Source organism: Stutzerimonas kunmingensis (assembly GCF_021432085.1).
In the GTDB taxonomy this organism is placed as follows: Bacteria; Pseudomonadota; Gammaproteobacteria; order Pseudomonadales; family Pseudomonadaceae; genus Stutzerimonas.
Window position 1 is genome coordinate 351,166 of sequence record NZ_CP090366.1, and the last position, 25,779, is coordinate 376,944.

Below are 25,779 nucleotides of genomic sequence, written 5' to 3' on the forward strand. Positions count from 1 at the left end.
GGAAAATGGAAAAAATGACCCCTAAGGATGAGTTTTAGTCATGCCGGATTCGGTTGTCGCAGCACCGCGCATGCCGCCGCTCTATGCCTTGCGCGCCTTCGAGGTGGCGGCGCGTTTCGGCTCGTTCACCCAGGCCGCGCAGAGCCTGTTCATCACCCAGAGTGCGGTCAGCCGGCACGTGAAGACGCTGGAAGAGCATCTCGGCTGCCAGCTGTTCGAGCGGCACGGCTCGCGTCTGACGCTGACCGATGCCGGGCGACTGCTGGCGCAGGAGTTGAAGATCGGTTTTCGCACCATCGAAAACGCCTGCGTTGCGGTGACCCGCCAGCGCGGTGCGTTGCGCCTGAAGGCGCCGTCGACGCTGACCATGCGCTGGTTGCTGGGCACGCTGGAGGGCTTTCATATGGCCAATCCGCAGAACCGCGTGCAGTTGACCAGTGCCTGGATGGATCTGGACGCAGTGGATTTCAGTAGCGAGCCGTTCGACTGTGCAATTCTGCTTGGCAACGGCGGTTTCCCCGCTGATTTGCGACGGGTGAAGCTGTTCGATGAGTGGCTGGTGCCGGTCTGTGCCCCCGAACTGCTTGGCACCACGGCCTGGACCACGCAGCGGCTGGGCGAGGCGGAGCTGATCCATCCCTCGCGGGATTGCCGTGACTGGCGGCGCTGGCTGCAGCGTACCGGGCGCGCGGATCAGATCGCCTGGCAGCAGGGCAAGCTGTTCGACACCCTCGAGCTGGGCATCTCCGCCGCGGCGCAGGGGCATGGTGTCTCGATCGGCGACCTGGCGCTGGTCGGCGCCGAGCTGCAGCGCGGCAGCCTAGCGCTGCCGTTCCATCAGGCAGTGAAGTCCGGTGACAGCTATTACCTGGTCTGGCCTGGCGGCGGCGATGAGTCGGCGACCCTGATGCGCATGCGCGATTACCTGCTCGAACACCTGCCGGACGTGACCAGTCAGGGCGTCGAGCTGTTGGATTGAGCGCGCGCGGCGGCCATTCAGTCATTGCCGGGGCCACCCTCGGTAGGGGAAAATGGCCGCCTTTTTCTACGTACACCCGCAGGAGATTCAGCGATGCCCAGCCGTCGTGAGCGAGCCAATGCCATCCGCGCCCTCAGCATGGATGCTGTGCAGAAAGCCAACAGCGGCCACCCGGGTGCCCCCATGGGCATGGCGGACATCGCCGAAGTCCTCTGGCGCGATCATCTGAAGCACAGCCCGACCAACCCGCAGTGGGCCGACCGCGACCGCTTCGTGCTGTCCAACGGCCATGGCTCGATGCTGATCTACTCGCTGCTGCACCTGACCGGTTACGACCTGACCATCGATGACCTGAAGAACTTCCGCCAGCTGCACAGCAAAACCCCGGGCCACCCGGAGTTCGGCTACACCGCCGGCGTCGAGACCACCACCGGTCCGCTCGGTCAGGGCCTGGCCAACGCTGTCGGTTTCGCCGTGGCGGAGAAGGTCATGGCGGCGCAGTTCAACCGCCCCGGCCACAACATCGTCGACCACAACACCTATGTGTTCCTCGGCGACGGCTGCATGATGGAAGGCATCAGCCACGAAGTCTGCTCGCTGGCCGGGACCCTTGGCCTGAACAAGCTGATCGCCTTCTACGACGACAACGGCATCTCCATCGACGGCGAAGTGCACGGCTGGTTCACCGATGACACCCCGCGTCGCTTCGAAGCCTATGGCTGGCAGGTGATCCGCAACGTCGACGGCCATGACGCCGACGAGATCCAGATGGCCATCGAGACCGCGCGCAAGAGCGACCGTCCGACGCTGATCTGCTGCAAGACCATCATCGGCTTCGGCTCGCCGAACAAGCAGGGCAAGGAAGAATCCCACGGCGCTGCGCTGGGTGATGCCGAAATCGCGCTGACCCGCGAGGCGCTGGGCTGGAAACACGGCCCGTTCGAAATCCCGGCCGAGATCTACGCCGAATGGGACGCCAAGCAGAAGGGCGCCGACGCGGAAAACGAGTGGAACAAGCGTTTCGCCGCCTATGAGACCGAATTCCCGGCGCTGGCGTCCGAGTTCAAGCGGCGCATGGCTGGTGAACTGCCGGCCGACTTCGCCGAGAAGGCCAGCGAGTTCATCCGTGAAGTCGCCACCAAGGGCGAAACCATCGCCAGCCGCAAGGCCAGCCAGAACTGTCTGAATGCCTTCGGCCCGCTGCTGCCGGAGCTGCTCGGCGGCTCGGCGGACCTCGCCGGCTCCAACCTGACCCTGTGGAAGGGCTGCAAGCCGGTGGTAGCCGAGGACGCCTCGGGCAACTACATGTATTACGGCGTGCGCGAGTTCGGCATGGCCGCGATCATGAACGGCATCGCGCTGCACGGCGGCCTGATTCCGTACGGCGCAACCTTCCTGATGTTCATGGAATACGCCCGCAATGCCGTGCGCATGTCCGCCCTGATGAAGCAGCGCGTGCTCTACGTCTTCACCCACGACTCCATCGGTCTTGGCGAAGATGGCCCGACTCACCAGCCGATCGAGCAGCTGACCAGCCTGCGCACCACGCCGAACCTGGACACCTGGCGCCCGGCCGATACCGTCGAATCGGCGGTGGCCTGGAAGCATGCGGTCGAACGCAAGGACGGCCCGAGCGCGCTGATCTTCTCGCGCCAGAACCTGCCGTTCCACGTGCGCGACAACGAGACCGAGGCGGCCATCGCCCGCGGTGGCTACATCCTGAAGAACTGCGCCGGCGAGCCGGAGCTGATCCTCATCGCCACCGGTTCGGAAGTCAGCCTGGCGGTGCAGGCCGCCGACAAGCTGACCGAGCAGGGCCGCAAGGTGCGTGTCGTCTCGATGCCTTGCACCAGCGTGTTCGATGCCCAGGACGCCGCCTACAAACAGCAGGTGCTGCCGGTGGAAGTCGGTGCACGTATCGCCGTCGAGGCGGCGCACGCGGACTACTGGTACAAGTACGTCGGCCTTGACGGTCGCATCATCGGCATGACCACCTACGGGGAATCGGCTCCGGCCAACCAGCTGTTCGAGGAATTCGGCTTCACCGTCGACAACATCCTCGCCGTCGCCGAAGAGCTGCTGGAGGACTGACCGCAAAGATGGGGTGGATGGCTGCGGCCATCCACCCATCGAGCCCCATCCGCGTAGGGTGGAGAACATCGGTTTTCCACCTGCAGGACCGACGAAGAACCCATGGCCAACGCCCGTCCCTATCGCGTCGCCCTCAACGGCTACGGCCGCATCGGCCGTTGCGTGCTGCGTGCATTCTATGAGCGCGGCGCCGCCTTCGATTTTCAGTTCGTTGCCCTCAACGATCTGGCCGACATGGCCAGCCTGGAATACCTCACCCGTTTCGACTCCACCCACGGCCGCTTTCCCGGTGAAGTGAGCGTGGACGGCGATTGCCTGCACCTCAACGGACACTGCGTGAAGGTGCTGCGCGAGTCGACGCCCGAGGCCATCGATTGGCGGGCGCTGGACGTCGATCTGGTGCTGGAGTGCTCGGGCGCCTACACCAGTCGCGCCGATGGCGAGCGCTTTCTCGCCGCGGGTGTGCCGCGGGTGCTGTTCTCGCAGCCGATGGCCAGCGCGGCGGATGTCGATGCCACGGTGGTCATGGGCATCAACCAGCAACAGCTGACGGGTTCCGAGCGGCTAGTGTCCAACGCTTCCTGCACCACCAACTGCGGCGTGCCATTGCTCAAGCTGCTCAACGACGCGGTGGGCATCGAGTACGCCTCGATCACCACGATTCACTCGGCGATGAACGATCAGCCGGTGATCGACGCCTACCATCATGAAGACTTGCGCCGCACCCGTTCGGCCTTCCAGTCGGTAATTCCGGTTTCCACCGGCCTGGCGCGGGGTATCGAACGCCTGCTGCCGGAACTCTCGGGGCGGATTCAGGCCAAAGCGGTGCGGGTGCCCACGGTGAACGTGTCCTGTCTGGACATCACGCTGCAAACCGCCTGCGATACCGATGCGCGAACGATCAACCGGGTGCTGCGCGAGGCCGCCGAAGGCGGGCCCTTGCAGGGCTTGCTGGCGTATACCGAGCTGCCCCACGCCAGCTGCGATTTCAATCACGATCCGCATTCGGCGATCGTCGACGGCAGCCTGACGCGCGCGTCCGGCCCGCGCCTGGTGAACCTGCTGGCCTGGTTCGACAACGAATGGGGGTTCGCCAACCGCATGCTCGACGTCACCGACCACTATCTGCGCGTGGCCAATCGCACCTAGCCCCCGCGCCTGGAACATCGCTGCTTCTCGACCTTAAGGAAGACCAACATGACCGTTTTGAAGATGACCGATCTCGACCTCCAGGGTAAGCGCGTGCTGATCCGCGAGGACCTCAACGTGCCGGTGAAGGATGGCGCGGTGAAGAGCGATGCACGCATCCTGGCCTCGTTGCCGACCATCAAGCTGGCGCTGGAGAAGGGCGCGGCGGTGCTGGTCTGCTCGCACCTGGGACGACCGGAAGAGGGCGTCTACAGCGAGGAAGACAGCCTCAAGCCGGTCGCCGACTACCTATCCAAGGCCCTCGGCCGCGAAGTGCCGCTGATCAAGGACTATCTGGAAGGCGTCGAGGTGCAGCCGGGTGAGCTGGTGCTGCTGGAGAACGTGCGCTTCAACAAGGGCGAGAAGAAGAACACCGACGAGCTGGCGCAGAAATACGCCGCGCTGTGCGACGTTTTCGTTATGGACGCCTTCGGCACCGCGCACCGCGCCCAGGGCTCGACCCATGGTGTGGCCAAGTTTGCCAAGGTGGCCTGCGCCGGCCCGCTGCTGGCGGCAGAGCTGGATGCCCTGGGTAAAGCGTTGAAAACCCCGGCCAAGCCAATGGTCGCCATCGTCGCCGGTTCCAAGGTGTCGACCAAGCTCGACGTGCTGACCTCGCTGGCCGACATCTGCGACCAGCTGATCGTCGGTGGCGGCATCGCCAACACCTTCCTCGCCGCGGCGGGTTACAACGTTGGCAAGTCGCTGCATGAAGCGGATCTGCTCGACACCGCCAAGGCCATCGCGGCCAAGGTTGCCGTGCCGCTGCCGGTGGACGTGGTGGTTGCCAAGGAGTTCGCCGAGAGTGCCGAGGCCACGGTCAAGGCTGTCGCCGACGTCGCCGACGACGACATGATCCTCGATATCGGACCGAGGACCGCCGCCATGTTCGGCGAAATGCTCAAGGCTTCGCAGACCATCCTCTGGAACGGTCCGGTCGGCGTGTTCGAATTCGACCAGTTCGGCAACGGCACTAAGGTGCTGGCTCAGGCCATCGCCCAGAGCCCGGCGTTCTCCATCGCCGGAGGCGGCGACACCCTGGCAGCCATCGACAAGTACGGCGTGGCCGAGCAGATCTCCTACATCTCCACCGGTGGTGGCGCCTTCCTCGAGTTCGTCGAGGGCAAGGTGCTGCCGGCGGTCGAAGTGCTGGAACAGCGCGCCGACTGAAACTTCGCGCGCGAGGCGAACGCCTTGCCCCATGCGCTGCCGGCCCAGGAGATGCTGGGCCGGCAGCGCATGGGGCAACCCCGGCGGCTTGCCGTGGTCTTTGTTCTATCTGGAACAAGGAAAGGGGATGCACCATGCGATATGCCGTAGTTGCTGTTTGCTGCCTGGGGTTGGCCGGTTGCGCCGGGAATTCACCGGATAGCGCTTGCCAGGTACTCGACCCACCGCCTGTCCTCAGCCCGACTGCCGAGCATGACCAGCGCGTCGAAATGCAGGCCACGGGCGACCCGACCATCACCACGCAAGACGGCCTGCAGGATTGCCCGTGATCACCGTTTGCCAAGGAGAAGGAATGAACAAAGGCCTGTCCATGCTGATCGCAGCGTTGCTGCTCGGCGGTTGTGGCCACTGGCAATCCGGCCCGGATGCGCCATTCGTGCGCTGGAAATGCCAGAGTCAACAGAACATCGCCTGGCGATACGCTGACGATCAGCACACGGCGATCGACCTGAAACTGGGCAATGACGAACGTATTCATACCCTGCGAAAGGAACCAGCCACCCGCGGCAGTTTCTATAGCGATGGCGTACTCGCTTTCCACGACAAGGGTAACGAGGCGCTGGTGTACCGCGTCGCCGATGACAAGGTGCTGGCCCATGGCTGCAGTGCGTCGCTCATCAGCATTTAGCGGCTAATGATTCATACAGGCCTCGCCGATGCGGGGTTTTCGACTGAAAGCTGGCGGGACGCTGGCATTTGCCGCCCCCGCCACTACAATGCCGCGCCCAGCGTGCGGCGCTTGAACAGCGTCGGCCACTGCGGCAGGCTCTACACGATCAAACGACCCAGACCGGGAGAAAGGAAAACATGGCACTCATCAGCATGCGCCAGATGCTCGACCACGCCGCCGAGTTCGGCTACGGCGTGCCGGCCTTCAACGTCAACAACCTCGAGCAGATGCGCGCCATCATGGAAGCGGCTGACAAGACCGACTCCCCGGTGATCGTCCAGGCTTCCGCCGGTGCCCGCAAATACGCCGGTGCGCCGTTCCTGCGTCATCTGATCCTGGCGGCAATCGAAGAATTCCCGCACATCCCGGTGTGCATGCACCAGGACCACGGCACCAGCCCGGATGTCTGCCAGCGTTCGATCCAGCTCGGCTTCTCCTCGGTGATGATGGACGGTTCGCTGCAGGCAGACGGCAAGACCCCCGCCGACTACGACTACAACGTGCGCGTGACCCAGCAGACCGTGGCCTTCGCTCACGCCTGCGGTGTTTCCGTGGAAGGTGAGCTGGGCTGCCTGGGCAGCCTGGAAACCGGTATGGCCGGCGAGGAAGACGGCGTCGGTGCCGAGGGCGTACTGGACCACAGCCAGCTGCTGACCGATCCGGAAGAAGCCGCCGACTTCGTCGCCAAGACCAAGGTCGATGCCCTGGCGATCGCCATCGGCACCAGCCACGGCGCCTACAAGTTCACCAAGCCGCCGACCGGCGACACCCTTTCGATCCAGCGCATCAAGGAAATCCATGCGCGCATTCCGGACACTCATCTGGTGATGCATGGCTCCTCGTCGGTGCCGCAGGAGTGGCTGCAGATCATCAACCAGTACGGTGGTGAAATCGGCGAAACCTACGGCGTGCCGGTCGAAGAAATCGTCGAGGGCATCAAGTACGGCGTGCGCAAGGTCAACATCGACACCGACCTGCGTCTGGCCTCCACCGGCGCGATTCGCGAGTTCATGGCGAAGAACCCCAGCGAGTTCGACCCGCGCAAGTACTTCGCCAAGACCGTCTCGGCCATGCGCGACATCTGTATCGCCCGCTACGAGGCCTTCGGTACCGCCGGCAACGCCAGCAAGATCAAGCCGATCTCCCTGGAAGGCATGTTCCAGCGCTACGCCAGCGGCGAACTGGACCCGAAGATCAACTGATCCGTCCAGACGTGAAAAAGCCCGCGCTATGCGGGCTTTTTCGTTTCGGCGCAGTGTCGGTCAGCTGGCGAGCAATGCCTGAATCTGGCTGTGCAGCGTGTCCAGGGCGAAGGGCTTGGCCAGCACCGGCGCCGAGCGCGCAATGGGGCTGCCCGATTCATAGATTTCAATCGGATAGCCGCTGATGAAGATCACCTTGAGGTCGGGCCGCAGCTTGAGTGCCGGCTCGGCGATCATCACTCCGGATACATTGCCGGGCAGGCGGAAGTCGGTTACCAACAGATCCAGCTGCGGTTTGGTCGCCAGGATTTCGAATGCCTTGGGCGCGCTGTCCGCTTCCAGTACCTGGTAGCCCTCGCTGGCCAGATAGTCCGAGAGCAGGCTGAGGATATGCGGCTCGTCTTCGACGAGCAGAACGATTTTCGGCAGTGCGTGGTTCATGGTGGTCTCGATGTTGCGTTTCGCTGCATTCCAGCCGTTGTAGAGCCGGACAGGATTTCGACAGGTTACGCGCTGCAAGTTTCAGTCCTGCAGCCGGACGGTCGTCGCTTTCCGCCGGCTACTGTGCGCTGGCGCACGTTGTGAGTGGCATCCTCGCCGTTCCAGGCGCAACGCTCAATGCCTACCTTAGCCGGGGGCGCCTAGCCGGGGGCGCCTGACCAGCAGTACAGGTCGGTCGCAGCACTGGCCCTAGGCTCGAGGCCGCGCTAGGGTTGCGCCATTCTCTTGCTGGAGTCGCCCATGAACGATACCGAGGCCGCCGCGCAGCGCACGCTCGATTACTACCGCCTCAATGCAGAGGCTTTCCGCGAGGGTACGCTCGACCACGACGTCAGCCAGAACATCGATGCCCTTCTGCGTCACATTCAGGCAGAACCGCCGCTGCGCATCCTCGACCTCGGCTGTGGTCCAGGTCGTGATCTGAAGACCCTGAGAACCCGCGGGCATGTGGCGATAGGCCTCGATGGAACAGAGGCGTTCGTCGAGATGGCGCGCGCCGACAGTGGCTGTGAAGTCTGGCATCAGGATCTGCTGCAACTGGAGCTTCCGGCCGAATCGTTCGATGGCATCTTTGCCAATGCGGTGCTGTTTCACGTGCCTAGCACCGAGTTGCCCAGGGTTCTTTTGCAGCTGAGCGATAGCTTGAAGCCGGGTGGGGTGTTGTTCTGCTCCAACCCGCGCGGTCAGGATCAGGAGGGCTGGAGTGGCGATCGCTACGGCGTCTGGTATGCCTGGCCGACCTGGCGCGAACGCGTGCTGGCCGCCGGTTTCGTCGAACTGGAACACTACTACCGCCCCGCCGGGCTGCCACGGGAGGAACAACCTTGGCTAGCGAGTGTCTGGCGTAAAGGTTGAACGGCCAATGCAGACCGCAGAATGCAACCTGCATCACGCTTCGTATTGCGTTTTGCACGGCTTAATGCCTGGGCATAATTTCATAAGTTATTGTTTTTGGTAGATAAAAAATCATTGGTTAGGTTGGCACGAACGCTGCTCCGTTAGGTTCGCTGGAACTTATTGGAGTACAGAACAATGACCGCTGCACAACAATTCCTCACTGCCGCATTCCCTGAGTTCGAAGTGCTCACCGAGCCCCGCCCGGATGGCGGGCTGCTGTTAACCCTGCGCAACGACGACCGTGTTCTGGTCAAGCGAGCGCTTTCCAAGGGCCAGACCCAGACCCGGATGCAACTGGAATGGGTCGTCAGCTCGGTACGCCGGGACCTCGCGTTGGAGGCGGGGATGTCGCCTTCCATCGCACATCTGCAGAGCCAGAGCCGTACCGCACTGCCGACCTACGAGTACGCCTGAGCCGCTCGGCTGCGGGATGACCGCAGCCATATTTTTCGACACCGGGCCGCAGAGCCCGGTTCGTTTGCCGTGAAGCCGAAGAGGATAGCCACATGAACGCCATCGACCTGTTGATTGAGGATCATGAGCGCGTGAAGGACCTGCTGACGCGCCTGACCGATTCCACCGAGCGTGCCGTGAAGACACGCACCGAGCTGCTGAGCAAGCTGGAAATGGAAGTCACCATCCATACCCAGCTTGAAGAGCAGATTCTCTATCCCGCCTACAAGGAGGCTGGCGGCAAGGAAGAAGCAAAGATGTACCACGAGGCCAAGGAAGAACACCGTGCGGTGGATGCTCTGGTACTGCCGGATCTGAAGGCAACCGATCCCGGCAGCCTCGAATTCTCCGGTCGCGCCAAGGTGTGCAAGGAGCTGCTCGAGCACCATATCGAGGAAGAGGAATCGGAAATGTTCCCGCAGGCACGCGAGCTTTTCGATGCCAAGCGCCTCGAGGAAATGGGTGAGCAGATGAACGAACTACGCACCCGCCTCAAGAAGGAGCTCACCGCCAAGCTGGCGGCCTGAGTACCGGATGGGCTGCCGGGGCGTCCTGCCTCGGTGCGCCCGACTATCGTCTGTCCCCGGACCCATCGCTTCGCTGACTTGCATCAATAATGCGACGAAGCGCCGCTGCGACCCTAGATGGCTTTATGGCATCAACTGGTACCACACCTGATCGTCGCCCCTGACTGGCAGAAAGCCAAGCGAAGGTGGGCGCGCCGGGCGGGCCATCGCATCGGGAAAGGCATGGAAGACGAGCTGAAGGCGCTGTTGCAACGAGTCGGGCTGGGCCTCGACCAGATCCTTACGCGCAAGCGTTTCCTGCAATGGCAAGCCAGCGATGCGCTGCGCCTTAACCGGGCGGCTGCTGAGCTCGAGCCGGCGCATCGGGTCTTCATCGAAAAACTCTATGAACACCTTGCCGACTTCGGCCAGCCGTCAGCGATGCGCAGCGATCGCGCCGGTCTGACACGCCTCAAACAGCGCCAGCAGGAGTACTACCGCCGCCTCTGGAGCGGACCATATGAGCGCGACTATGTGCGTGATCGCCTGCTGGTCGGGCTGGTGCATCAGCGCGTCGGCGTCGACCTGGAGTGGTATCTCGGGGCTTACCGCCTCTATCTGTCGGAAATGCTGCGCGCCCTCGTAGGCGACGACGAGCAGCATGCGATTTACGACAGCCTGCTGAAGATCGTTTTCTTCGACATGATTCTCGCCATCGACACCTACAGTGCGGCGCAGCGACATGCGCTGGAGGACAGTGAAGCGCGCCTGACGCGCGCGTTGCGCGGCTCCGAAGACGGCATCTGGGAGTGGGACGTCGAGCATGACCGGCTGCACCTTTCCGAGCGCTGGACCGCCATGCTGGCAATGCCAGCACAACCCAGCTACTGCAGCCGCAGCTGGTTCGAACGGGTGCACCCGGACGATCTGCCCGGGTTGCGCGAGGCCATCGCCGACCACCTGAACGGGCGCAGCCCTTCGCTGGTTCACGAGTATCGCGTCCGTACCGAGCGCGGTGAGTACCTCTGGGTGCTGGTGCGCGGTGTGGCCGAACGCTGCGAGCTGGGGACCTTGCGCATGGCCGGTTCGCAGACCGACATCAGCGCGCGCAAGGCCGCCGAAGACTGCTTGCGTCACGCGGCACGTCACGATGCGCTGACTGGCCTGGCCAACCGCCTGCACCTCGAGGAGCTGCTCAAGGAGGTGCAGCAGCGTCCCCATGGACGCGCTGCCGCGCTGCTGTTCGTGGACCTGGACCGCTTCAAGCTGATCAACGACAGTCTCGGGCATGGCGCCGGCGACCAGGTGCTGGTCGAGGTGGCGCAGCGCTTGCTGCGCTGCCTGCGCCCCGGCGATCACCTAGCACGCTTCGGCGGCGATGAGTTCGTCGCCCTGCTCGGCGATCTGGCCTGCGAGGCCGATGCCGAGCGTGTGGCGCAACGGATGCTGGTCGCGCTGCGTCAGCCGCTGCAGCTCGGCGAGCGAACGCTGTCGGTCAGCGCCAGCATCGGCATCGCGCCCTTGCAGCGTGACGGCCAGGCGCTGAACGCGCTGCAGGCGGCTGATCTGGCGCTGTACCGGGCCAAGAGCGCCGGCAAGGACCAATTCGCGCTGTTCTGCGATGGCCTGCATTCCAAGGCAGCGCGCCAGCTGGAGCTCGAGAGCGCACTGGCGCAGGCGCTGACGCGCCGTGAATTCACCTTGCACTATCAGCCGATCTGCCGTGTAGCAGGCGATCAACCCTATCTGGTCGGCGTTGAAGCGCTGCTGCGCTGGCGCTTCAATAACCAGCCGGTGGCGCCCAATGAATTCATTCCGGTGCTGGAAGAGTCGCGCGAGATCGTCCGGGTTGGTGAGTGGGTGCTGCGCGAGGCCTGCTGTCAGGTGCGCCGCTGGCAGCTGGCGGGTCAGAGCCAGCTGTACTGCGCGGTCAACCTGTCGATTCGTCAGCTGCAGCAGCCCGGTTTCGCCGCGCTGCTGGCCCGTGTGCTGCGTGAAACCGGCCTGCCGCCCGCGAGCCTGCTGCTGGAGATCACCGAGACGCTTTTGATGCAGGACAGCGAGTTGATGATGGGCGCGCTGCACGAGATTGCCGCGCTGGGTGTTCGCCTGGCGCTGGACGACTTCGGTACTGGCTATTGTTCGCTCGGTTACCTCAAACGTTACCCGCTGCATGTGCTAAAGGTCGATCGCAGCTTCATTGCCGCCGCACCGGACGATGCCGACTCGGTGGCGATCAGTCGCGCTGTCATCGGCCTTGGCCAGAGCCTGGGACTGGCTGTCGTCGCCGAAGGCGTGGAGCACCCCGAGCAGGTGGCGTTCCTCGTGGCCGAGGGCTGCCAGCTGGTGCAAGGCTATTGGTTCAGCCGGCCGCGGCCGGCTACGGAACTTCAGGCATTGTTCGACGGCGAGCGCTGTGTCGACGGGCTCTGGCGGCTGCGTCCCGCGCAGCCGGCGGTCGCGTAACGATCACGACGCCCGTCGAGCCGATCGGGGGGGATGGGCTCTGACGGGGCGGTCAGGGCACTCTTGCGGCAAACGGGGGTCAACCTTCTGTGAATCTGCTGGATTCAAGAATTCGCCGGCCACTGCCGGACCACTCTGAAGGAGGTTAACCATGCGTCTCACCTATCTGCTGCCCCCCGTACTCGGGCTCCTGTTGGTCGGTTGCGGCCCGGATGAAGATCGCGAGCGCGAGCCGACCCCGCCGCCGGCGACTACCGAGCAGCCTGCCGCACCCTCCACTGATACCACCACTCCGCCTGCAGACACCGGCACCGGGACCGGCACTGCGCCGAGCACCGGAACGGGTACCGGCACCTCCGGTGGCATGGCAACTCCGCCAGCCGACAACGGCAGCGGCCTGGGCACCGAGTCCGGCTCCGGCACCGCGCCGAGCACTGGCACCGGCACTTCGCAGTAAGTTCGGCACCACCTGATCCGGGCACTCCGCGCTAACTGCGGGGTGCCTTCAGCAGGAGACAGCGATGAAGTGGAAATTTGCATTCGCCGGTGCGCTGACCGCGCTGGCTCTGGCCGGTTGCTCGCCGGATGACGAAAGATCGGCACTGGACAACAACACCCGCAACCAGCAGGAATACCAGAACACGGCGACCGATCCCGCCGGGCCGCGGGAAATCTCGCCACCGTCCAACCGGACCAACGAGTAAGCGCCGATTCGGCGTCGCGCAGGCTAGACGAACTGGCCTGCGGCGTAGGCCGATGCCCAAGCCCACTGGAAATTGAACCCCCCCAGATGACCGGTAACGTCCAGCACCTCGCCGATGAAGTACAGCCCTGCTGATTTCTGCGATTCCATGGTCTTGGATGACACCTCCCGCGTATCTACCCCGCCCAGCGTCACCTCTGCCGTGCGATACCCTTCGGTGCCGGCCGGTACCAGCTGCCAGTCCGCGAGCTTCTCGGCAATCGCTTCCAGTTCGCTGGGTACGTATTGCTTCAGCGGTTTGGATACGAACCAGTGCTCGCAGAGCAGTCCGGCCATCTTGCGTGTGAAAACCTCGCCGAGCAGCGTTTTCAGCTCCGCATTGGGACGCTCCTGCTTCTGCGCCGCCAGCCACTCGCCGAGGTCGAGATGCGGCAGCAGGTTGATGTGCACCACATCTCCCGGTTGCCAGTAGGACGAGATCTGCAGGATCGCCGGGCCGGAGAGTCCGCGATGGGTGAACAGGATGTTCTCGCGAAAGCTCTGGCCGGCGCAGCTGACCAGGCAATCCTCCACCGAGGTGCCGGACAGGTCGGTGCAGATCGTCTTGAGCTGCGGCTCGGTGATGGTGAAAGGCACCAGTCCAGCGCGTGTCGGCAGCACGTTGTGGCCGAACTGGCGGGCGATCTGATAACCGAAGCCGCTGGCGCCGAGGGTCGGAATCGAAAGGCCGCCGGTGGCGATTACCAGCGATTGGCTGCGCACCGAGCCGATGCCGGTGTGTAGCAGATAACCCTCTTCATGCTTCTCGATCGACTTGACCGGGGTGTCCAGACGCAGATCCACGCCGGTCTGCGCGCATTCGTCCAGCAGCATCTCGAGGATGTCGCTGGACTTGTTATCGCAGAACAGTTGACCGAGCTTCTTCTCGTGATAGGGCACGCCGTGACGGCTGACCATCTCGATGAAGTCCCACTGGGTGTAGCGCGCCAGCGCCGACTTGCAGAAGTGCGAGTTGCTGGAGAGGAAATTCGACGGCTCGGTGTACAGATTGGTGAAGTTGCAGCGGCCGCCACCGGACATGAGGATTTTCTTGCCGGCCTTGTTGGCGTGGTCCAGCAGCAAGACCTGGCGGCCCCGTGCAGCGGCGGTGAAGGCGCACATTAGACCGGCCGCACCGGCACCGATTACCACCACGTCAGTCTGCACCAGCGCTTACCTCGTCGGAAAACGCGCGATGGTACTCCTGCCGCGCTTCCGATGCAGCCCGACATCCGACGAGACGCTGGCGTCAACTGGCGGGCTTTGTGCTTTGATTGGAGCTGATAGCGTTTCGCCAGAAGAGCGAGAGAATTTGACGGGCACACGGCGGGTCATCGGGTTGATATTGCTGCTGGCAAGCGCATCGTTGCCGGCCGAAGTGCTTCGTCTGGCCGGCAACGTCTGGCCGCCTCACACCGATCGCAGCCTGCCCGGTGAAGGGTTGTCGGTCGAGCTCATCCGCACCGCGCTCGGGCGTGGGGGTTATCAGGTGGAATACATCGAAGTGCCCTGGGAGCGCGCTTTGCTGGGTCTGCGCAACGGCAGCTACGACATGATCAACGGCTGGCCGACGGTCAAGCGCGTCGACTACACGCTCAGCTCACGCCCGTTTCTGAGCAACCGGATGCGCTGGGTCCAGCGTCGCGAGAGCAATTTCCGCTACGACGGGCTCGACAGCCTGGTTGGCCATCCCATCGCGCTGAGCCGGGGCTACATGTACAGCGACGAGCTGAACGAGGATACGCGCCTGCAGAAGGGCTATGCCGCCAACTTCGTCCAGGCGGCAAAGATGGTGATTGCCGGGCGCGTCGACCTGACGCTGGAGGACGAGCGTACTGCGTTGTTCCACCTCGAGCGCGAACTGGGACATGAGCGGGATGCACTCCGCTTCGTGCCGGGCGAGTTTCGTCGCGTGGAGCTGTCGCTGGTGGTGCGCAGCGACCATCCTCGGCTGAGCGATGTCATCGCTACCTTCAATCGGGAGATCGCTGCGATGGTCGAGGATGGCAGCTACGCGATGATCTTCGTGCGGCACGGAATGCCGGTCCCCGCGGCGTTGCCTTAGTGGCCTTTTTGGTAAGTTCAGCTGGTCAATTTCGACGCCCATGGCCCCGATACTGCGTTGCTGCGCCTTGCCACTAGCGCGAATCCTGTCCCTGGCCTGCCGGTTGCTGCTTGATCAGGTGGGAGGCCATGCTGCGCAGCGGTGCCAGCTGCCGGCAGATGAGCCCCAGCTGGGTCTGCACCAGACGGTGGGCATCGTCCATCTCGTCCGGGGTCTGCTCCAGCTGTTGCGCCAGCGCCTCTTCATCTTCGCTGTAGATGGCGACAGGCTTGTTCTGCGCCAGCGCGCTGGCCAGGTCGTCGAGGCTGGTCGCCAGTTGCTGCGCGGCGCGCTCCAGCAGGGCATCGCTGGCGTCGTCCGGCAGGCTCTCGCGATGGGCGCCAAGGCCGGAGAGGTAGTTGAGCAAGGTGTGCGAGAGGATCAGAAAGCGGAAGCCGGTTTCGGCATCCTTGCGGAAGTGTCCGGGCTCCAGCAGCATGTTCGACAGCGTGGTGGACAGCGCCGCATCAGCGTTGTGGGCGTTGCGCCGGGCCAGGCGATAGGCGAGGTCGTCGCGTTTGCCGCTGTCGTACTGACGCATGATCTGGCGCAGGTAGTCGCTGTTGCAGCTGAGGGTGTTGGCGACCACCTGATTAAGGCGACGACCCTGCCAGTCCGGCAGGATGAGGAACACCGCGGCGGCGGCGATCAGGCTGCCGAGCAGGGTATCGAACAGCCGGGGCCAGATCAGTCCGTAGCCATCGCCAACCTGGTTGAAGCAGAACAGCACCATCAGCGTGATCGCCGCCGTGGCTAGGGTGTAGCGCGTGCTGCGGGTGGCGAAGAACACCACGCCGGCGACCACCGCGAACAAGGCCTGGATCGGCTGGCTGGGGAACAGATCGAACAGTGCCCAGCCGGCGATGAGGCCGAGCAACGTGCCGCTGATGCGTTGCACCAGCTTGATTCGCGTGGCGCCGTAGTTCGGTTGGCAGACGAAGACCGTGGTCAGCAGCACCCAGTAACCCTGTTCGGGATGGATGGCGTGCAGCACCGCGTAGCCGCAGACCAGAGCGATGGTCATGCGCAGGGCGTGGCGGAACAGCAGCGAAGTCGGCGTCAGCTGCAGGCGAATGCGATTGACTGCCTCGCGCAGGGACTGCGGCTGGCGGTCCAGCAGGCTGCTGTCCTGCTCGCCTTCCAGAGTCCCGGGGTCGCTGGCGCTGGCGAGCTGGCGCTGCAGCGTGGAAAGGTTGCCTGACAGCGCGCGCAACGAGCGCAGCAGGCCGCGCCAGGCCGGATTGTTCTGCTCACGCAAATGCTCCAGCGAGGCCTGCAGGTCTTCCAGCGCCTGCCCGTTGGCCTCGCTGTAGCGAAACACCTGGCGCATCTGGATGGCCTCGCCGAGGTCGGCGCAGGCGCTGGCCTGCAGCCGCAACAGGCGCTGGCAGCGAAACAGCACATCGCTGTGGAAGAAGGCCTCGGCCAGCGCCTGGTAGGGATAATGCGACGAGCTGACCCGCTCGTGCAGATCCTGGGCGAGGAAATATAGCTTGAGGTAGTGATTGATCTTGCCGCCGCCGCGGCCGTTGCCCAGGCGATTCAGCAGCGTCTCCTTGGCTGCGTTGAGCGCGCTGACGACCCGGCCGTTCTGCTGCGCAAGTTCCAGGCGGCGCTGTTCCACGTCCAGCTGACGCACCGGCTCGAACAATGCGGCCTTGTAGCGAAAATACAGGCCCAGCTCGCGGTACAGCCGCGCCAGACTCTGCTGCACCGGCTGATGGGCGAACAGCGCGTTCCAGCCCACCGACAGCAGGCCGTACCAGGCCGCACCCGCCACCAGCAGCATGGGATCGCGCCACAGATGCTGCAGTGCGCCATCGCGCTGATCGGCCGCGATCATGCTGTAGATCGCGAGAATCAGGGTGGCCTGGGCAATGGCCCCGTAGCGCTCACCGAGCGCACCGAGCATGACCAGCGCGAAGGTGGAAAGCGCCAGGCCGGCGACGAACAGCCAGGGGTATGGGAACAGCAGTTCGACGGCGACGGCGGCGATGCTGAAGCACAGCAACGTTACCAGCAGCGCGTTGAGACGTCCGAGCCAGCTGTCGTCGGTTTCCGCCAGCGCGCTGGCGATGATGCCGAGGAACAGCGGAATGATCAGTGTCGGCTGCCCGAGATACCAGCTCAGACCCATGCTGCCGGCCATGGCGATCAGTACGCGCAGGCTGTAGCCGAACTTCTCCAGCGCCCACAGGCGACGTAAAAACTGGCTGAGCGAGGGTTGCGGCATGGAGCGTTCCGTTGGGGGAGGCCAGATTGGACGAAGCTGCCACGAACACTGTCACGGCCGGCTCGTGCGTTCAATCATCCGGGCCGCAGAAGGTCGGCCCGGATACGCGCGTTCAGCAGCAGGCGAACCTTCTCAGAGGACGCGGACCTTTAGCGAGCGGCCCTTGATCTTACCTTCGTTCAGGCGTTTGAGTGCCTGCTTGGCGACGCCGCGCTCGACAGCGACGAACGCCTGGAAGTCGAAGATGGCGATCTTGCCGACCTGGGTCCCGGGGATGCCGGCATCACCCGTCAGTGCACCGAGGATGTCGCCCGGGCGCAGCTTGTCCTTGCGACCCGCTCCAATGCACAGAGTCGCCATCGGTGGTTGCAATGGCGCGCCGGCCTTGGCCTTGAGACCGTCCAGTGGCTGCCAGTTGAGCGGTGCCTGCTGCAGCTTTTCGATGGCTTGCGCGCGATGGGCTTCGGCCGGGGCGACCAGGTTCATGGCCAGGCCCTGATTGCCGGCGCGGCCGGTCCGACCGACCCGGTGTACATGTATCTCCGGGTCGCGGGCCAGCTCGACGTTGATCACCATGTCCAGCGCATCGATATCCAGGCCGCGCGCGGCGACATCGGTCGCCACCAGCACCGAGAGGCTGCGGTTGGCGAACATCGCCAGCACCTGGTCGCGGTCACGCTGCTCCAGATCGCCATTGAGCGCCATGGCCGAGATGCCGTTGGCAATCAGGTGATGGACCAGCTCCTGGCACTGCTGCTTGGTGAAGCAGAAGGCCACGCAGCTTTCCGGTCGGAAGCTGGCGAGCAGGCGCAGGACCGCGTCCATGCGCTGCTCGGGGTCGATTTCGTAGAAGCGCTGTTCGATCTGTGCATCGTCATGCAGGGCTTCGGCACGCACTTGCTGCGGGTCGCGCATGAAGCTTGCGGACAGCTGCTTGATGCCGGCGGGGTAGGTGGCCGAGAACAGCAGGGTCTGCCGCTTGGCCGGTGTCTGGCCGATGATGTCGGCGATGGCGTCGTAGAAGCCCATGTCCAGCATGCGATCGGCTTCATCGAGCACCAGAGTGTTCAGCCCGTCGAGTTTCAGCGTGCCTTTCCTCAGATGTTCCTGGACCCGGCCCGGCGTGCCGACGATGACGTGCGCGCCATGCTCCAGCGAAGCGATCTGCGGACCGATGGAGACGCCGCCGCACAGCGTGAGGATCTTGATGTTGTCCGCCGCGCGCGCCAGCCGCCGCAGCTCCTTGGCGACCTGGTCGGCCAGCTCGCGCGTCGGGCACAGGACCAGCGCCTGGCAGCCGAAATAACGCGGATTGAGCGGGTCGAGCAGGGCGATGCCGAATGCGGCGGTCTTTCCACTGCCGGTCTTGGCCTGAGCGATCAGGTCGTGGCCTTTGAGCATGACCGGCAGGCTCTGCGCTTGGATCGGCGTCATCGCCGCGTAGCCGAGGGCTTCGAGGTTCGCCAGCATGGCGGCAGAAAGGGGCAGAGAAGAAAAAGCGGTACTGGGCACGGGAAGAGTCTTCGGACGGGGAACGGCCTGCAGTCTATCAGGCCGACGTTGCACGCGCCGGTTGGCGGGCACCGAGATGGCTGTACGCCTGCACGGTGAAACGTTTTGCAAGACCGGCAGACGGAACCCCAAGGCATCGACCTGATCGAAATTTGTCCATTACCCGCTCCCAGGAGGTTGTTTTGTCTCGTGTTCTTTTCCTCGCCGGGCTGTTGGCGCTACCCGCTTTTGCCGACGAGCCCACCCTCTATGGACGTTATGAACACATCAAGGTCGCGGAGATCGGCAAGACCCTTCCCGCCAAGATGGATACCGGTGCCATGACCGCATCCCTGTCAGCGCGCGATATCGAGCAGTTCAAGCGAGATGGCGAGGACTGGGTGCGTTTTCGCCTGGCCGTCGATGGCGCGGATGACACCCTTTATGAGCAGCGCCTGCTCGGCATCAGTCGAATCAAGACGCGCGCGGAAGAGGCCGGCGATGTCGATCCCGACAGCGAGCCGCCACGGGCTGAGCGACCAGTGATCGGCATGCAGCTGTGCATTGGCGATCGCCAGCGTGAGGTCGAGGTCAACCTCACCGACCGCAGGCACTTCAGTTACCCGTTGTTGATCGGCGCCGAGACGATTCGTGATCTCAACGCGGCGATCTATCCAACCGAGAAGTACACGGCGGGTCGCCCGACCTGCTAGCGCGGCATTGCCAGCCCGCGACCATCCGGGCCGGACGGCATCGCCTCCGGCCCGGTCCTGGGTATTCCAGCGATCGCACCTCCTCACCTGCGGCATGAGCCACGATGCGCCATCTTCCTCCCGCTCCTGGGCTGACCGAGTACCTGCTTGATACTGGCAGCCACCCAGGCGGCGAGATCCGCTTCGGCTGTTGCCCGAACGCTGACGGTCTGGAGCGCGCCCGCCTGATCGAAACCCTGCCCGAGAGAATGGGTTCGCAAAATAGCGCTTGCAATCCGCAGGAAATATATAAGCGATAGCTTGATTGCCGTTATTTGCGTTTTGGGGATTGACGATAATTAAGAAGTTGAGTTGCCAATATATAAGGCTGCATCTTTATTTATTTAAATCCGGGCTTTTATTTATTTGTTATTTGATCATCTGGTGCATATGAGCCACGTGACCGACCGGTCTCGCAAGTGCGCCAGCGATTCGTTCGACCTCGGTGCGAGTCTCCGCGTCACCCCGCCGCACCGGTCGGCGTCAAAACCGTCTGCCGCGAAGGTTACGGCGAGCGGGCTGCACAATGGCTCTTGGCCACCTGAGACCCTCTCACCAGGGGGCTTCCAGCGACTGAATTGGTCTTCTCTTGTTGTTCGTCAGACTAAAGTCGGGGCTTTCATTCATTAACCCACCCCTGTTAAATTCAGGATGTGGGTTCCCTTCACACGCAATAAAAATAAGGCGGAGAACGTCAATGGCCGACAACGATAAAGAAAATGCTGCTGCTTACTGGAAGGCGAATGTTCGCCTTATCACTTGGAGCTTGGTGGTCTGGGCTCTCGTCTCATATGGTTTCGGTATCCTCCTGCGCCCGCTGGTCTCCGGCATCCCCGTCGGGGGCACGGACCTAGGCTTCTGGTTCGCTCAACAGGGTTCGATCATCACGTTCATTTTGATCATCTTCCACTACGCGTGGCGGCTGAACAAACTGGACAAGGAATTCGGGGTTGAGGAGTAACCACAATGAGCCAATATTGGATCAACATGATGTTCGTGGGCGCCTCGTTCCTGCTTTATATCGGGATCGCGGTCTGGGCTCGCGCCGGGTCAACTAAAGAGTTCTATGTCGCTGGTGGTGGTGTTCATCCGGTCACCAACGGCATGGCAACGGCGGCAGACTGGATGTCTGCAGCTTCCTTCATTTCCATGGCGGGTCTGATCGCCTCCGGTGGTTATGCCACTTCCGTCTACCTGATGGGCTGGACCGGTGGCTACGTGCTGCTGGCCATGCTGCTGGCGCCCTACCTGCGCAAGTTCGGCAAGTTCACTGTGCCGGACTTCATCGGTGACCGTTTCTACAGCCGTGGCGCTCGCCTGGTAGCTGTCGTCTGCCTCATCCTCATCTCCGTTACTTACGTAATCGGTCAGATGGCTGGTGCTGGCGTGGCGTTCTCCCGCTTCCTGGAAGTGAGTAACTCCGCTGGTATCTGGATTGCTGCTGCCATCGTGTTCGCCTACGCGGTATTCGGCGGCATGAAGGGCATCACCTACACCCAGGTGGCGCAGTACGTGGTTCTGATCATCGCCTACACCATTCCGGCCGTGTTCATTGCCATGCAGCTGACTGGCAACCCGATCCCGATGTTCGGCATGTTCAGCACTCATACCGAGTCCGGTCTGCCGCTGCTCGAAAAATTGAACCAGGTGGTTACTGACCTCGGTTTCACTGCGTATACCGCTGACGTCGACAACAAGCTGAACATGTTCCTGTTCACCCTGTCGCTGATGATTGGTACCGCTGGTCTGCCGCACGTAATCATTCGCTTCTTCACCGTACCGAAGGTAGCTGATGCCCGCTGGTCCGCTGGCTGGACCCTGGTCTTCATCGCCCTGCTGTACCTCACCGCCCCGGCGGTTGGCTCGATGGCGCGTTTGAACTTGGTGAACACCATCTATCCGGAAGGCCCGGCTGCCGAAGCGATCCGCTACGAAGATCGTCCTGAGTGGGTGCAGACCTGGGAGCGTACCGGTCTGATCAAGTGGGAAGACAAGAACGCCGACGGTCGTGTGCAGATGTACAACGACGCCAACGCCGCCTTTACTCCGACCGCTACTGAGCGTGGCTGGACCGGCAACGAGCTGACCGTGAACAATGACATCATCGTTCTGGCCAACCCGGAAATCGCCAACCTGCCGAGCTGGGTCATCGGTCTGATCGCTGCGGGTGCTATCGCTGCTGCGCTCTCGACTGCTGCGGGTCTGCTGCTGGCGATTTCGTCTGCCATCAGTCATGACCTGATCAAGACACTCATCAATCCGAAGATCAGCGAGAAGAACGAAATGCTGGCCGCTCGTCTGTCCATGACGGCAGCGATTCTGCTGGCAACCTGGCTGGGTCTGAATCCACCGGGCTTCGCCGCGCAGGTGGTGGCACTGGCGTTCGGTCTTGCGGCAGCGAGCCTGTTCCCGGCACTGATGATGGGTATCTTCTCCAAGCGCGTGAACAGCAAGGGTGCTGTTGCAGGGATGTTGGTTGGTGTGATCTCCACCGCCGTGTACATCTTCCTGTACCTGGGCTGGTTCTTCATCCCTGGCACTGCAAGCATCCCGAACACGCCCGATCAGTGGTGGATGGGCATCTCCCCGCAGGCCTTCGGTGCCGTGGGTGCCGTGCTGAACTTCGCTGTTGCCTATGCTGTTTCGATGGCTACCGAAGCTCCGCCGCAGGAGATTCAGGATCTGGTCGAGAGCGTTCGTACCCCGAAGGGTGCTGGCGTTGCGCTTGATCACTAACTGATAATGCAGCCGGACGTCAGACCTGCTCTGACACAAGGTTGAGGTAGAAGTCGGGCTTCCATATGGAAGCCCGATTTTTTTAGGGGGAGTTGTATATGTTCTGGCATCTAATCGCGGCAATCGTCGCCGGTGTGGCGGGAGCCGGTATCGGCCTGCTGTTGCGCTCACTGACGCGTAAGCGACTGCCGAAATGGATCATTCCCGTCTGCGCCGGTCTGGGCATGCTGAGTTACACCATCCATTACGAGTACACCTGGTTCGAAACCAAGCAAGCACGTCTGCCGGAAGGATCGCTGGTGGTCATGAGCGAAGAGGGCGAAATGCTCTGGCGCCCGTGGACGATGATCTATCCGATGCCGCTGGCCTATACGGTGCTGGACGGCGCGAACGCTCAGGTGCAGGACACCGAACAGGGCCGTCTCGGCCGCTTCGTGCTGTACCGTTTCGAGAAGCAACACCTGACGTCGATCGTGAAGAGCGCCAGCTATCAGCTGATCTGCACCGAGCGGGCGATGTTCAGACTGAATGAAGCCGGCCAGGCGAAGATCGAAACGCTTACCGAGCTGGAAGCCGATTCACCGCTTTATCAGGCTATTTGTGAGGCCGGGCGTTAACCGAACGCCTACGAGCTGCGGGTTCCGCGCATCAGCATTATCTGATGCGCGCCGCGAAGAGGAATTGATCGGTTCCGCAATGGGGCCGAGTAGCCGGCATATGCGTCTGACAACCAGCCCGGTAGACGCTGCTCCGTTCTGTCGCAAGCAGCCGTCGGCATCACCTAGGCAGTGAACTGCCACCCAGCCCGTTCAGATCGAGTTGAAGGCCGCCTTGCGCGCGCGTTGCCAGCAGCGCAGCCGCTGAGCCAGCTCGTCTAAGCTGGTCAGACCCACGCGTTGTGCGCGATTCATCAGGATCAGAGCGATTTCCGCGGTGGCCATGGCATCGGCGGAGGCGTTGTGCCGCTGAGGGATATGGATGTTGAAGTAGTCGAGCCAGTGATCCAGCCCGCCGCGATGGATCATCGCCTCGGGAAACAGCATGGGCGCCAGGTCGGCCACATCGAGGAAGGTGTGTTCCAGCGAGTAGCCCAGTTCGTTCTTCAACGCGCGACCGAGCATGCGCTGATCAAAGGGCGCGTGAAAGGCGAGGATGACGCTGCCCGCGGCGAACTCCATGAAACTGAGCAGCGCTTCGGACGGTGGCAAGCCGTTGGCCAGCTCGCTCGGGGCGATCCCGTGGATCAGTACGCTTTCAGTGACCTTGACCTGACGGCAGAGGGTGCATTCGAACTGCTGGGAATAGTCGATGGCGCCGTCTTCGATGACCACTGCGCCGATGGCGATGACCAGGTCGCGCTTGAGGTGCAGCCCGGTGGTTTCCAGATCCAGCACCACCAGACGCTGCTGCCGCAACGGGACTGCCTGTGGCGGCAGCGGGCGCGCCAGCTCGGCAACACGTTGCTGCTGCTCGGGAGGCAGCTTCGGACCGCGGGGGTTGAACCAGAACATACTCATAGTTGATAGCGCACCGCGAGACTGGCCTGTAACCGCTGGGCCTGGCGAAAGGACTCGCGCAGGATTCGGCGGTCCAGCACGTTGAGAGTATCCGGATCCAGGCGGTTGGAATAGGGCAGTCCATCGCGTGCCTGCTGTTGATGGTGCTGCATACGAGTCTGCTGGATGAAGTGGTAGGCCTCTTCATAGGCCGCGCCATCCTTCGCTTCGATGACGCCTTTCTCCACCAGCTTGCGCAGCCGCTCGAGGGTGTTGCAGGTGCCGATGTCGTTGCTCAGTGCAAGCAGGCGGGCGCCATCGACGAAGGGTGTCAGGCCCTGCACCTTAAGGTCGAGCGTGTCTTTGCCTTCGCCCTTGCGAGCCACAACGAAGTCGCGGAAACGCCCGACCGGCGGGCGATGACGCAAGGCGTTTTCGGCCATCATGCGCTGGAACAGGCGGTTGTCGTTGATTTCCTCGAGCAGGTCGCGGCGCAGCTGTTCGCAGCCTTCCGAAGGCCCCCAGATGCTGCGCAGATCGAAATAGATGGTGCTGCCGAGCAGATTTTCCGGCGTTGCCTCGCGCACGAAGGAGCTGAAGCGGCGGCTCCATTCCTGGCGCGACAGGCACAGCTGCGGGTTGCTGGCCATGATGTTGCCTTTGCACAGCGTGAAACCGCAGGTGTCTAGGTCACGGTTGATGCGTTCGGCGAGCGGCAGCAGACGTCCGCGGATATGCGCGGCCTCCGCGGCGTCGGCGGCCTCGAAGAGGATGCCGTTGTCCTGGTCGGTGTACAGGGTCTGCTCCTGGCGGCCTTCGCTGCCGAAACACAGCCAGGTGAAGGGCACGCCCGGATCGCCAATGTGCTGGATGGCCAGCTCGATCACCCGACATACGGTGTGATCATTGAGCAGCGTGACGATATGGGTGATCTGGGTCGACGAGGCGCCGTGGGCGAGCATGTTGTCGACCAGTTGCTTGATGCGATCGCGGATGACCACCAGCGCGTCGACGCGATCGGCGTGACGGATGGTCTGCGCCAGGTGCACCAGATCCACACGCTGCAGGGAAAACAGGTCGCGCTCGGAAATTACGCCACGCAGCAGGCCATTCTCCACCACGCAAACATGGGCGATGTGCCGTTCGGTCATGGCGATCGCCGCGTCGAAGGCGGTGGCGTCCGGCGGCAGGTAGAACGGATCGTGCGTCATGAACTGGGAGATCGGCTGACTCAGATCGGTGGTGCCGGTACCGATTACCCGTCGCAGATCGCGCAGCGTGAAGATGCCTTGCGGATGCAAAGCTTCATCGACGATGACGATGCTGCCGACATTGCTCTCCTGCATCATCGCGACCGCCTCGTTGATCGGCTTGGACGGCAGGCAGGACACCGGGTGGTGAAGCGCCAGCTCGCCGATGCTTGTTTCGAGCGAGTACTGCTCACCGAGGTTTTCCACCGCGCGCATCTGCGCCTGCTGGTTGACCAGGTCGAGCAGGCTGCTGACGCCACGCATGGCGAAATCACGGAACACCGGAGACTTGGAAACCAGCTGGACGAAGGCGGGCTTGCCGAGCAGGAAGCAGAAGGTGTCTTCGGCCGCCAGATGCGCGGTGCGGGTCGCTCGTTCGCCCATGAGCGCGGCCATCGGGAAGCATTCGCCGACGATGACCTCGAAGGTGGTGTCGGTGCCGCGCTTGGCGGTATGCGGGCGCTGACCATGCACGCGGCCCTGCTTGACGATATAGAACTGCTGCACCACGCCGTCTTCGGGGGAAATGATGCAATCGCCTTCGGCATAGAAGCGCAGCGCACAGTTCTCCACCAGGTAGGCCAGGTGGGCCGGCTCCATCTGGTTGAACGGAGCGTACTTGCGCAGAAACTCCATGGTGCCGTGGATGTTCTGCAGTACAGCCGTCTTCCCAGCGTCGGGTGTGCTCATGGTTGGCTTCCATTTTTTGTTAATGGTGGGCTGCAGGTCAGTCGGACCCAATTGGACGTAAGTCTAGTCAGCTCAAGGGGCGGGGGAGCTGATCAGGGTCAG

24 protein-coding genes are annotated in these 25,779 nt (G+C 63.0%); 18 read left to right on the forward strand and 6 right to left on the reverse strand.

The annotated features are described in order from the left end of the window. Positions 1–40 precede the first annotated feature (40 nt). From LW136_RS01670 to fba, 7 genes are all read left to right on the forward strand, one after another. Complete coding sequence (locus LW136_RS01670) at positions 41–979, forward strand: LysR substrate-binding domain-containing protein (protein ID WP_234174521.1); 939 nt, start codon at positions 41–43, stop codon at positions 977–979. A 93-nt stretch (positions 980–1,072) separates the two neighbouring features. Next, on the forward strand, positions 1,073–3,070 hold the full coding sequence (gene tkt / locus LW136_RS01675; protein ID WP_014818780.1) for a transketolase: 1,998 nt from the start codon (positions 1,073–1,075) through the stop codon (positions 3,068–3,070). Between the two features lie 102 nt (positions 3,071–3,172). Next, positions 3,173–4,219, forward strand: a complete 1,047-nt coding sequence (gene epd / locus LW136_RS01680) for an erythrose-4-phosphate dehydrogenase (protein ID WP_045666226.1) — start codon at positions 3,173–3,175, stop codon at positions 4,217–4,219. A gap of 48 nt (positions 4,220–4,267) precedes the next feature. Continuing rightward, complete coding sequence (locus LW136_RS01685) at positions 4,268–5,428, forward strand: phosphoglycerate kinase (protein ID WP_125875942.1); 1,161 nt, start codon at positions 4,268–4,270, stop codon at positions 5,426–5,428. Between the two features lie 134 nt (positions 5,429–5,562). Next, the gene (locus tag LW136_RS01690) at positions 5,563–5,757 is read left to right on the forward strand and encodes a hypothetical protein (RefSeq protein ID WP_014818783.1); all 195 of its coding nucleotides are present in this window, start codon (positions 5,563–5,565) and stop codon (positions 5,755–5,757) included. Positions 5,758–5,780: 23 nt separating this feature from the next. Beyond that, entirely contained in the window at positions 5,781–6,116 is a 336-nt protein-coding gene (locus LW136_RS01695) for an MliC family protein (protein WP_090520874.1), read from the forward strand. A gap of 179 nt (positions 6,117–6,295) precedes the next feature. Further along, a complete protein-coding gene (gene fba / locus LW136_RS01700) occupies positions 6,296–7,360 on the forward strand; it encodes a class II fructose-bisphosphate aldolase (RefSeq protein ID WP_014818785.1) in 1,065 nt (354 codons plus the stop codon). A 60-nt stretch (positions 7,361–7,420) separates the two neighbouring features. Here fba and LW136_RS01705 read toward each other — a convergent pair whose 3' ends face one another. After that, positions 7,421–7,801 carry a response regulator gene (locus LW136_RS01705; RefSeq protein ID WP_014818786.1) on the reverse strand — a complete coding sequence of 127 codons (381 nt, stop codon included), beginning with the start codon at positions 7,799–7,801 and terminating at the stop codon, positions 7,421–7,423. 300 nt (positions 7,802–8,101) lie between these two features. Between LW136_RS01705 and LW136_RS01710 the strand changes: the two genes are divergently transcribed. The 6 genes from LW136_RS01710 to LW136_RS01735 all read left to right on the forward strand — a co-directional run bounded on the left by LW136_RS01710 (position 8,102) and on the right by LW136_RS01735 (position 12,887). After that, on the forward strand, positions 8,102–8,716 hold the full coding sequence (locus tag LW136_RS01710) for a class I SAM-dependent methyltransferase (RefSeq protein WP_014818787.1): 615 nt from the start codon (positions 8,102–8,104) through the stop codon (positions 8,714–8,716). Between the two features lie 177 nt (positions 8,717–8,893). Beyond that, complete coding sequence (locus LW136_RS01715; protein WP_003301474.1) at positions 8,894–9,172, forward strand: DUF3509 domain-containing protein; 279 nt, start codon at positions 8,894–8,896, stop codon at positions 9,170–9,172. Between the two features lie 92 nt (positions 9,173–9,264). After that, positions 9,265–9,738 carry a hemerythrin domain-containing protein gene (locus LW136_RS01720; RefSeq protein WP_046617546.1) on the forward strand — a complete coding sequence of 158 codons (474 nt, stop codon included), beginning with the start codon at positions 9,265–9,267 and terminating at the stop codon, positions 9,736–9,738. A 222-nt stretch (positions 9,739–9,960) separates the two neighbouring features. Next, positions 9,961–12,183 carry a putative bifunctional diguanylate cyclase/phosphodiesterase gene (locus LW136_RS01725; RefSeq protein ID WP_090520876.1) on the forward strand — a complete coding sequence of 741 codons (2,223 nt, stop codon included), beginning with the start codon at positions 9,961–9,963 and terminating at the stop codon, positions 12,181–12,183. Positions 12,184–12,334: 151 nt separating this feature from the next. Beyond that, a complete protein-coding gene (locus LW136_RS01730) occupies positions 12,335–12,640 on the forward strand; it encodes a hypothetical protein (protein WP_014818790.1) in 306 nt (101 codons plus the stop codon). Between the two features lie 64 nt (positions 12,641–12,704). Next, positions 12,705–12,887 carry a hypothetical protein gene (locus LW136_RS01735; RefSeq protein WP_044314334.1) on the forward strand — a complete coding sequence of 61 codons (183 nt, stop codon included), beginning with the start codon at positions 12,705–12,707 and terminating at the stop codon, positions 12,885–12,887. A 23-nt stretch (positions 12,888–12,910) separates the two neighbouring features. Here LW136_RS01735 and LW136_RS01740 read toward each other — a convergent pair whose 3' ends face one another. Continuing rightward, positions 12,911–14,095, reverse strand: a complete 1,185-nt coding sequence (locus LW136_RS01740; protein ID WP_102832281.1) for a BaiN/RdsA family NAD(P)/FAD-dependent oxidoreductase — start codon at positions 14,093–14,095, stop codon at positions 12,911–12,913. 142 nt (positions 14,096–14,237) lie between these two features. Here LW136_RS01740 and LW136_RS01745 point away from each other — a divergent pair, with 142 nt between their 5' ends. Then, positions 14,238–14,990, forward strand: a complete 753-nt coding sequence (locus tag LW136_RS01745) for a substrate-binding periplasmic protein (protein WP_102832280.1) — start codon at positions 14,238–14,240, stop codon at positions 14,988–14,990. Positions 14,991–15,063: 73 nt separating this feature from the next. Here the strand turns inward: LW136_RS01745 and yccS are convergent, their stop codons facing one another. Both yccS and dbpA read right to left on the reverse strand, forming a co-directional pair. Continuing rightward, a complete protein-coding gene (gene yccS, locus LW136_RS01750; RefSeq protein WP_014818793.1) occupies positions 15,064–17,262 on the reverse strand; it encodes a YccS family putative transporter in 2,199 nt (732 codons plus the stop codon). 132 nt (positions 17,263–17,394) lie between these two features. Continuing rightward, complete coding sequence (gene dbpA, locus LW136_RS01755; RefSeq protein ID WP_234174522.1) at positions 17,395–18,774, reverse strand: ATP-dependent RNA helicase DbpA; 1,380 nt, start codon at positions 18,772–18,774, stop codon at positions 17,395–17,397. 182 nt (positions 18,775–18,956) lie between these two features. On the opposite strand from dbpA, the gene rloA2 reads away from it, so the two are divergent. The 4 genes from rloA2 (at position 18,957) to LW136_RS01775 (ending at position 22,858) form a co-directional block, all read left to right on the forward strand. Then, positions 18,957–19,466: a retropepsin-like aspartic peptidase RloA2 gene (gene rloA2 / locus LW136_RS01760; protein WP_014818795.1), complete on the forward strand. Its 510-nt coding sequence runs from the start codon at positions 18,957–18,959 to the stop codon at positions 19,464–19,466. A gap of 736 nt (positions 19,467–20,202) precedes the next feature. Further along, positions 20,203–20,466 carry a DUF4212 domain-containing protein gene (locus tag LW136_RS01765; RefSeq protein WP_038656273.1) on the forward strand — a complete coding sequence of 88 codons (264 nt, stop codon included), beginning with the start codon at positions 20,203–20,205 and terminating at the stop codon, positions 20,464–20,466. Between the two features lie 5 nt (positions 20,467–20,471). Further along, positions 20,472–22,241, forward strand: a complete 1,770-nt coding sequence (locus LW136_RS01770) for a sodium:solute symporter family protein (protein ID WP_102832278.1) — start codon at positions 20,472–20,474, stop codon at positions 22,239–22,241. A 98-nt stretch (positions 22,242–22,339) separates the two neighbouring features. Then, positions 22,340–22,858 carry a hypothetical protein gene (locus LW136_RS01775; RefSeq protein WP_014818798.1) on the forward strand — a complete coding sequence of 173 codons (519 nt, stop codon included), beginning with the start codon at positions 22,340–22,342 and terminating at the stop codon, positions 22,856–22,858. Positions 22,859–23,050: 192 nt separating this feature from the next. Here the strand turns inward: LW136_RS01775 and LW136_RS01780 are convergent, their stop codons facing one another. Both LW136_RS01780 and LW136_RS01785 read right to left on the reverse strand, forming a co-directional pair. After that, complete coding sequence (locus LW136_RS01780) at positions 23,051–23,758, reverse strand: 3'-5' exonuclease (protein WP_041015637.1); 708 nt, start codon at positions 23,756–23,758, stop codon at positions 23,051–23,053. After that, a complete protein-coding gene (locus LW136_RS01785; RefSeq protein ID WP_046617557.1) occupies positions 23,755–25,677 on the reverse strand; it encodes a putative nucleotidyltransferase substrate binding domain-containing protein in 1,923 nt (640 codons plus the stop codon). The genes LW136_RS01780 and LW136_RS01785 overlap by 4 nt, the downstream gene beginning before the upstream one ends. Positions 25,678–25,779: the final 102 nt, after the last annotated feature.

Bases quoted from the DNA above. Each gene is read 5' to 3' on its own strand.
- LW136_RS01720 (WP_046617546.1), top strand. From the start codon at position 9,265: ATGAACGCCATCGACCTGTTGATTGAGGATCATGAGCGCGTGAAGGAC.
- LW136_RS01735 (WP_044314334.1), top strand. From the start codon at position 12,705: ATGAAGTGGAAATTTGCATTCGCCGGTGCGCTGACCGCGCTGGCTCTG.
- tkt (WP_014818780.1), top strand. From the start codon at position 1,073: ATGCCCAGCCGTCGTGAGCGAGCCAATGCCATCCGCGCCCTCAGCATG.
- LW136_RS01730 (WP_014818790.1), top strand. From the start codon at position 12,335: ATGCGTCTCACCTATCTGCTGCCCCCCGTACTCGGGCTCCTGTTGGTC.
- yccS (WP_014818793.1), bottom strand. From the start codon at position 17,262: ATGCCGCAACCCTCGCTCAGCCAGTTTTTACGTCGCCTGTGGGCGCTG.
- LW136_RS01725 (WP_090520876.1), top strand. From the start codon at position 9,961: ATGGAAGACGAGCTGAAGGCGCTGTTGCAACGAGTCGGGCTGGGCCTC.
- fba (WP_014818785.1), top strand. From the start codon at position 6,296: ATGGCACTCATCAGCATGCGCCAGATGCTCGACCACGCCGCCGAGTTC.
- LW136_RS01705 (WP_014818786.1), bottom strand. From the start codon at position 7,801: ATGAACCACGCACTGCCGAAAATCGTTCTGCTCGTCGAAGACGAGCCG.
- LW136_RS01775 (WP_014818798.1), top strand. From the start codon at position 22,340: ATGTTCTGGCATCTAATCGCGGCAATCGTCGCCGGTGTGGCGGGAGCC.
- LW136_RS01690 (WP_014818783.1), top strand. From the start codon at position 5,563: ATGCGATATGCCGTAGTTGCTGTTTGCTGCCTGGGGTTGGCCGGTTGC.
- LW136_RS01715 (WP_003301474.1), top strand. From the start codon at position 8,894: ATGACCGCTGCACAACAATTCCTCACTGCCGCATTCCCTGAGTTCGAA.
- LW136_RS01695 (WP_090520874.1), top strand. From the start codon at position 5,781: ATGAACAAAGGCCTGTCCATGCTGATCGCAGCGTTGCTGCTCGGCGGT.
- epd (WP_045666226.1), top strand. From the start codon at position 3,173: ATGGCCAACGCCCGTCCCTATCGCGTCGCCCTCAACGGCTACGGCCGC.
- LW136_RS01770 (WP_102832278.1), top strand. From the start codon at position 20,472: ATGAGCCAATATTGGATCAACATGATGTTCGTGGGCGCCTCGTTCCTG.
- LW136_RS01670 (WP_234174521.1), top strand. From the start codon at position 41: ATGCCGGATTCGGTTGTCGCAGCACCGCGCATGCCGCCGCTCTATGCC.
- LW136_RS01765 (WP_038656273.1), top strand. From the start codon at position 20,203: ATGGCCGACAACGATAAAGAAAATGCTGCTGCTTACTGGAAGGCGAAT.
- LW136_RS01710 (WP_014818787.1), top strand. From the start codon at position 8,102: ATGAACGATACCGAGGCCGCCGCGCAGCGCACGCTCGATTACTACCGC.
- LW136_RS01780 (WP_041015637.1), bottom strand. From the start codon at position 23,758: ATGAGTATGTTCTGGTTCAACCCCCGCGGTCCGAAGCTGCCTCCCGAG.
- LW136_RS01685 (WP_125875942.1), top strand. From the start codon at position 4,268: ATGACCGTTTTGAAGATGACCGATCTCGACCTCCAGGGTAAGCGCGTG.
- LW136_RS01785 (WP_046617557.1), bottom strand. From the start codon at position 25,677: ATGAGCACACCCGACGCTGGGAAGACGGCTGTACTGCAGAACATCCAC.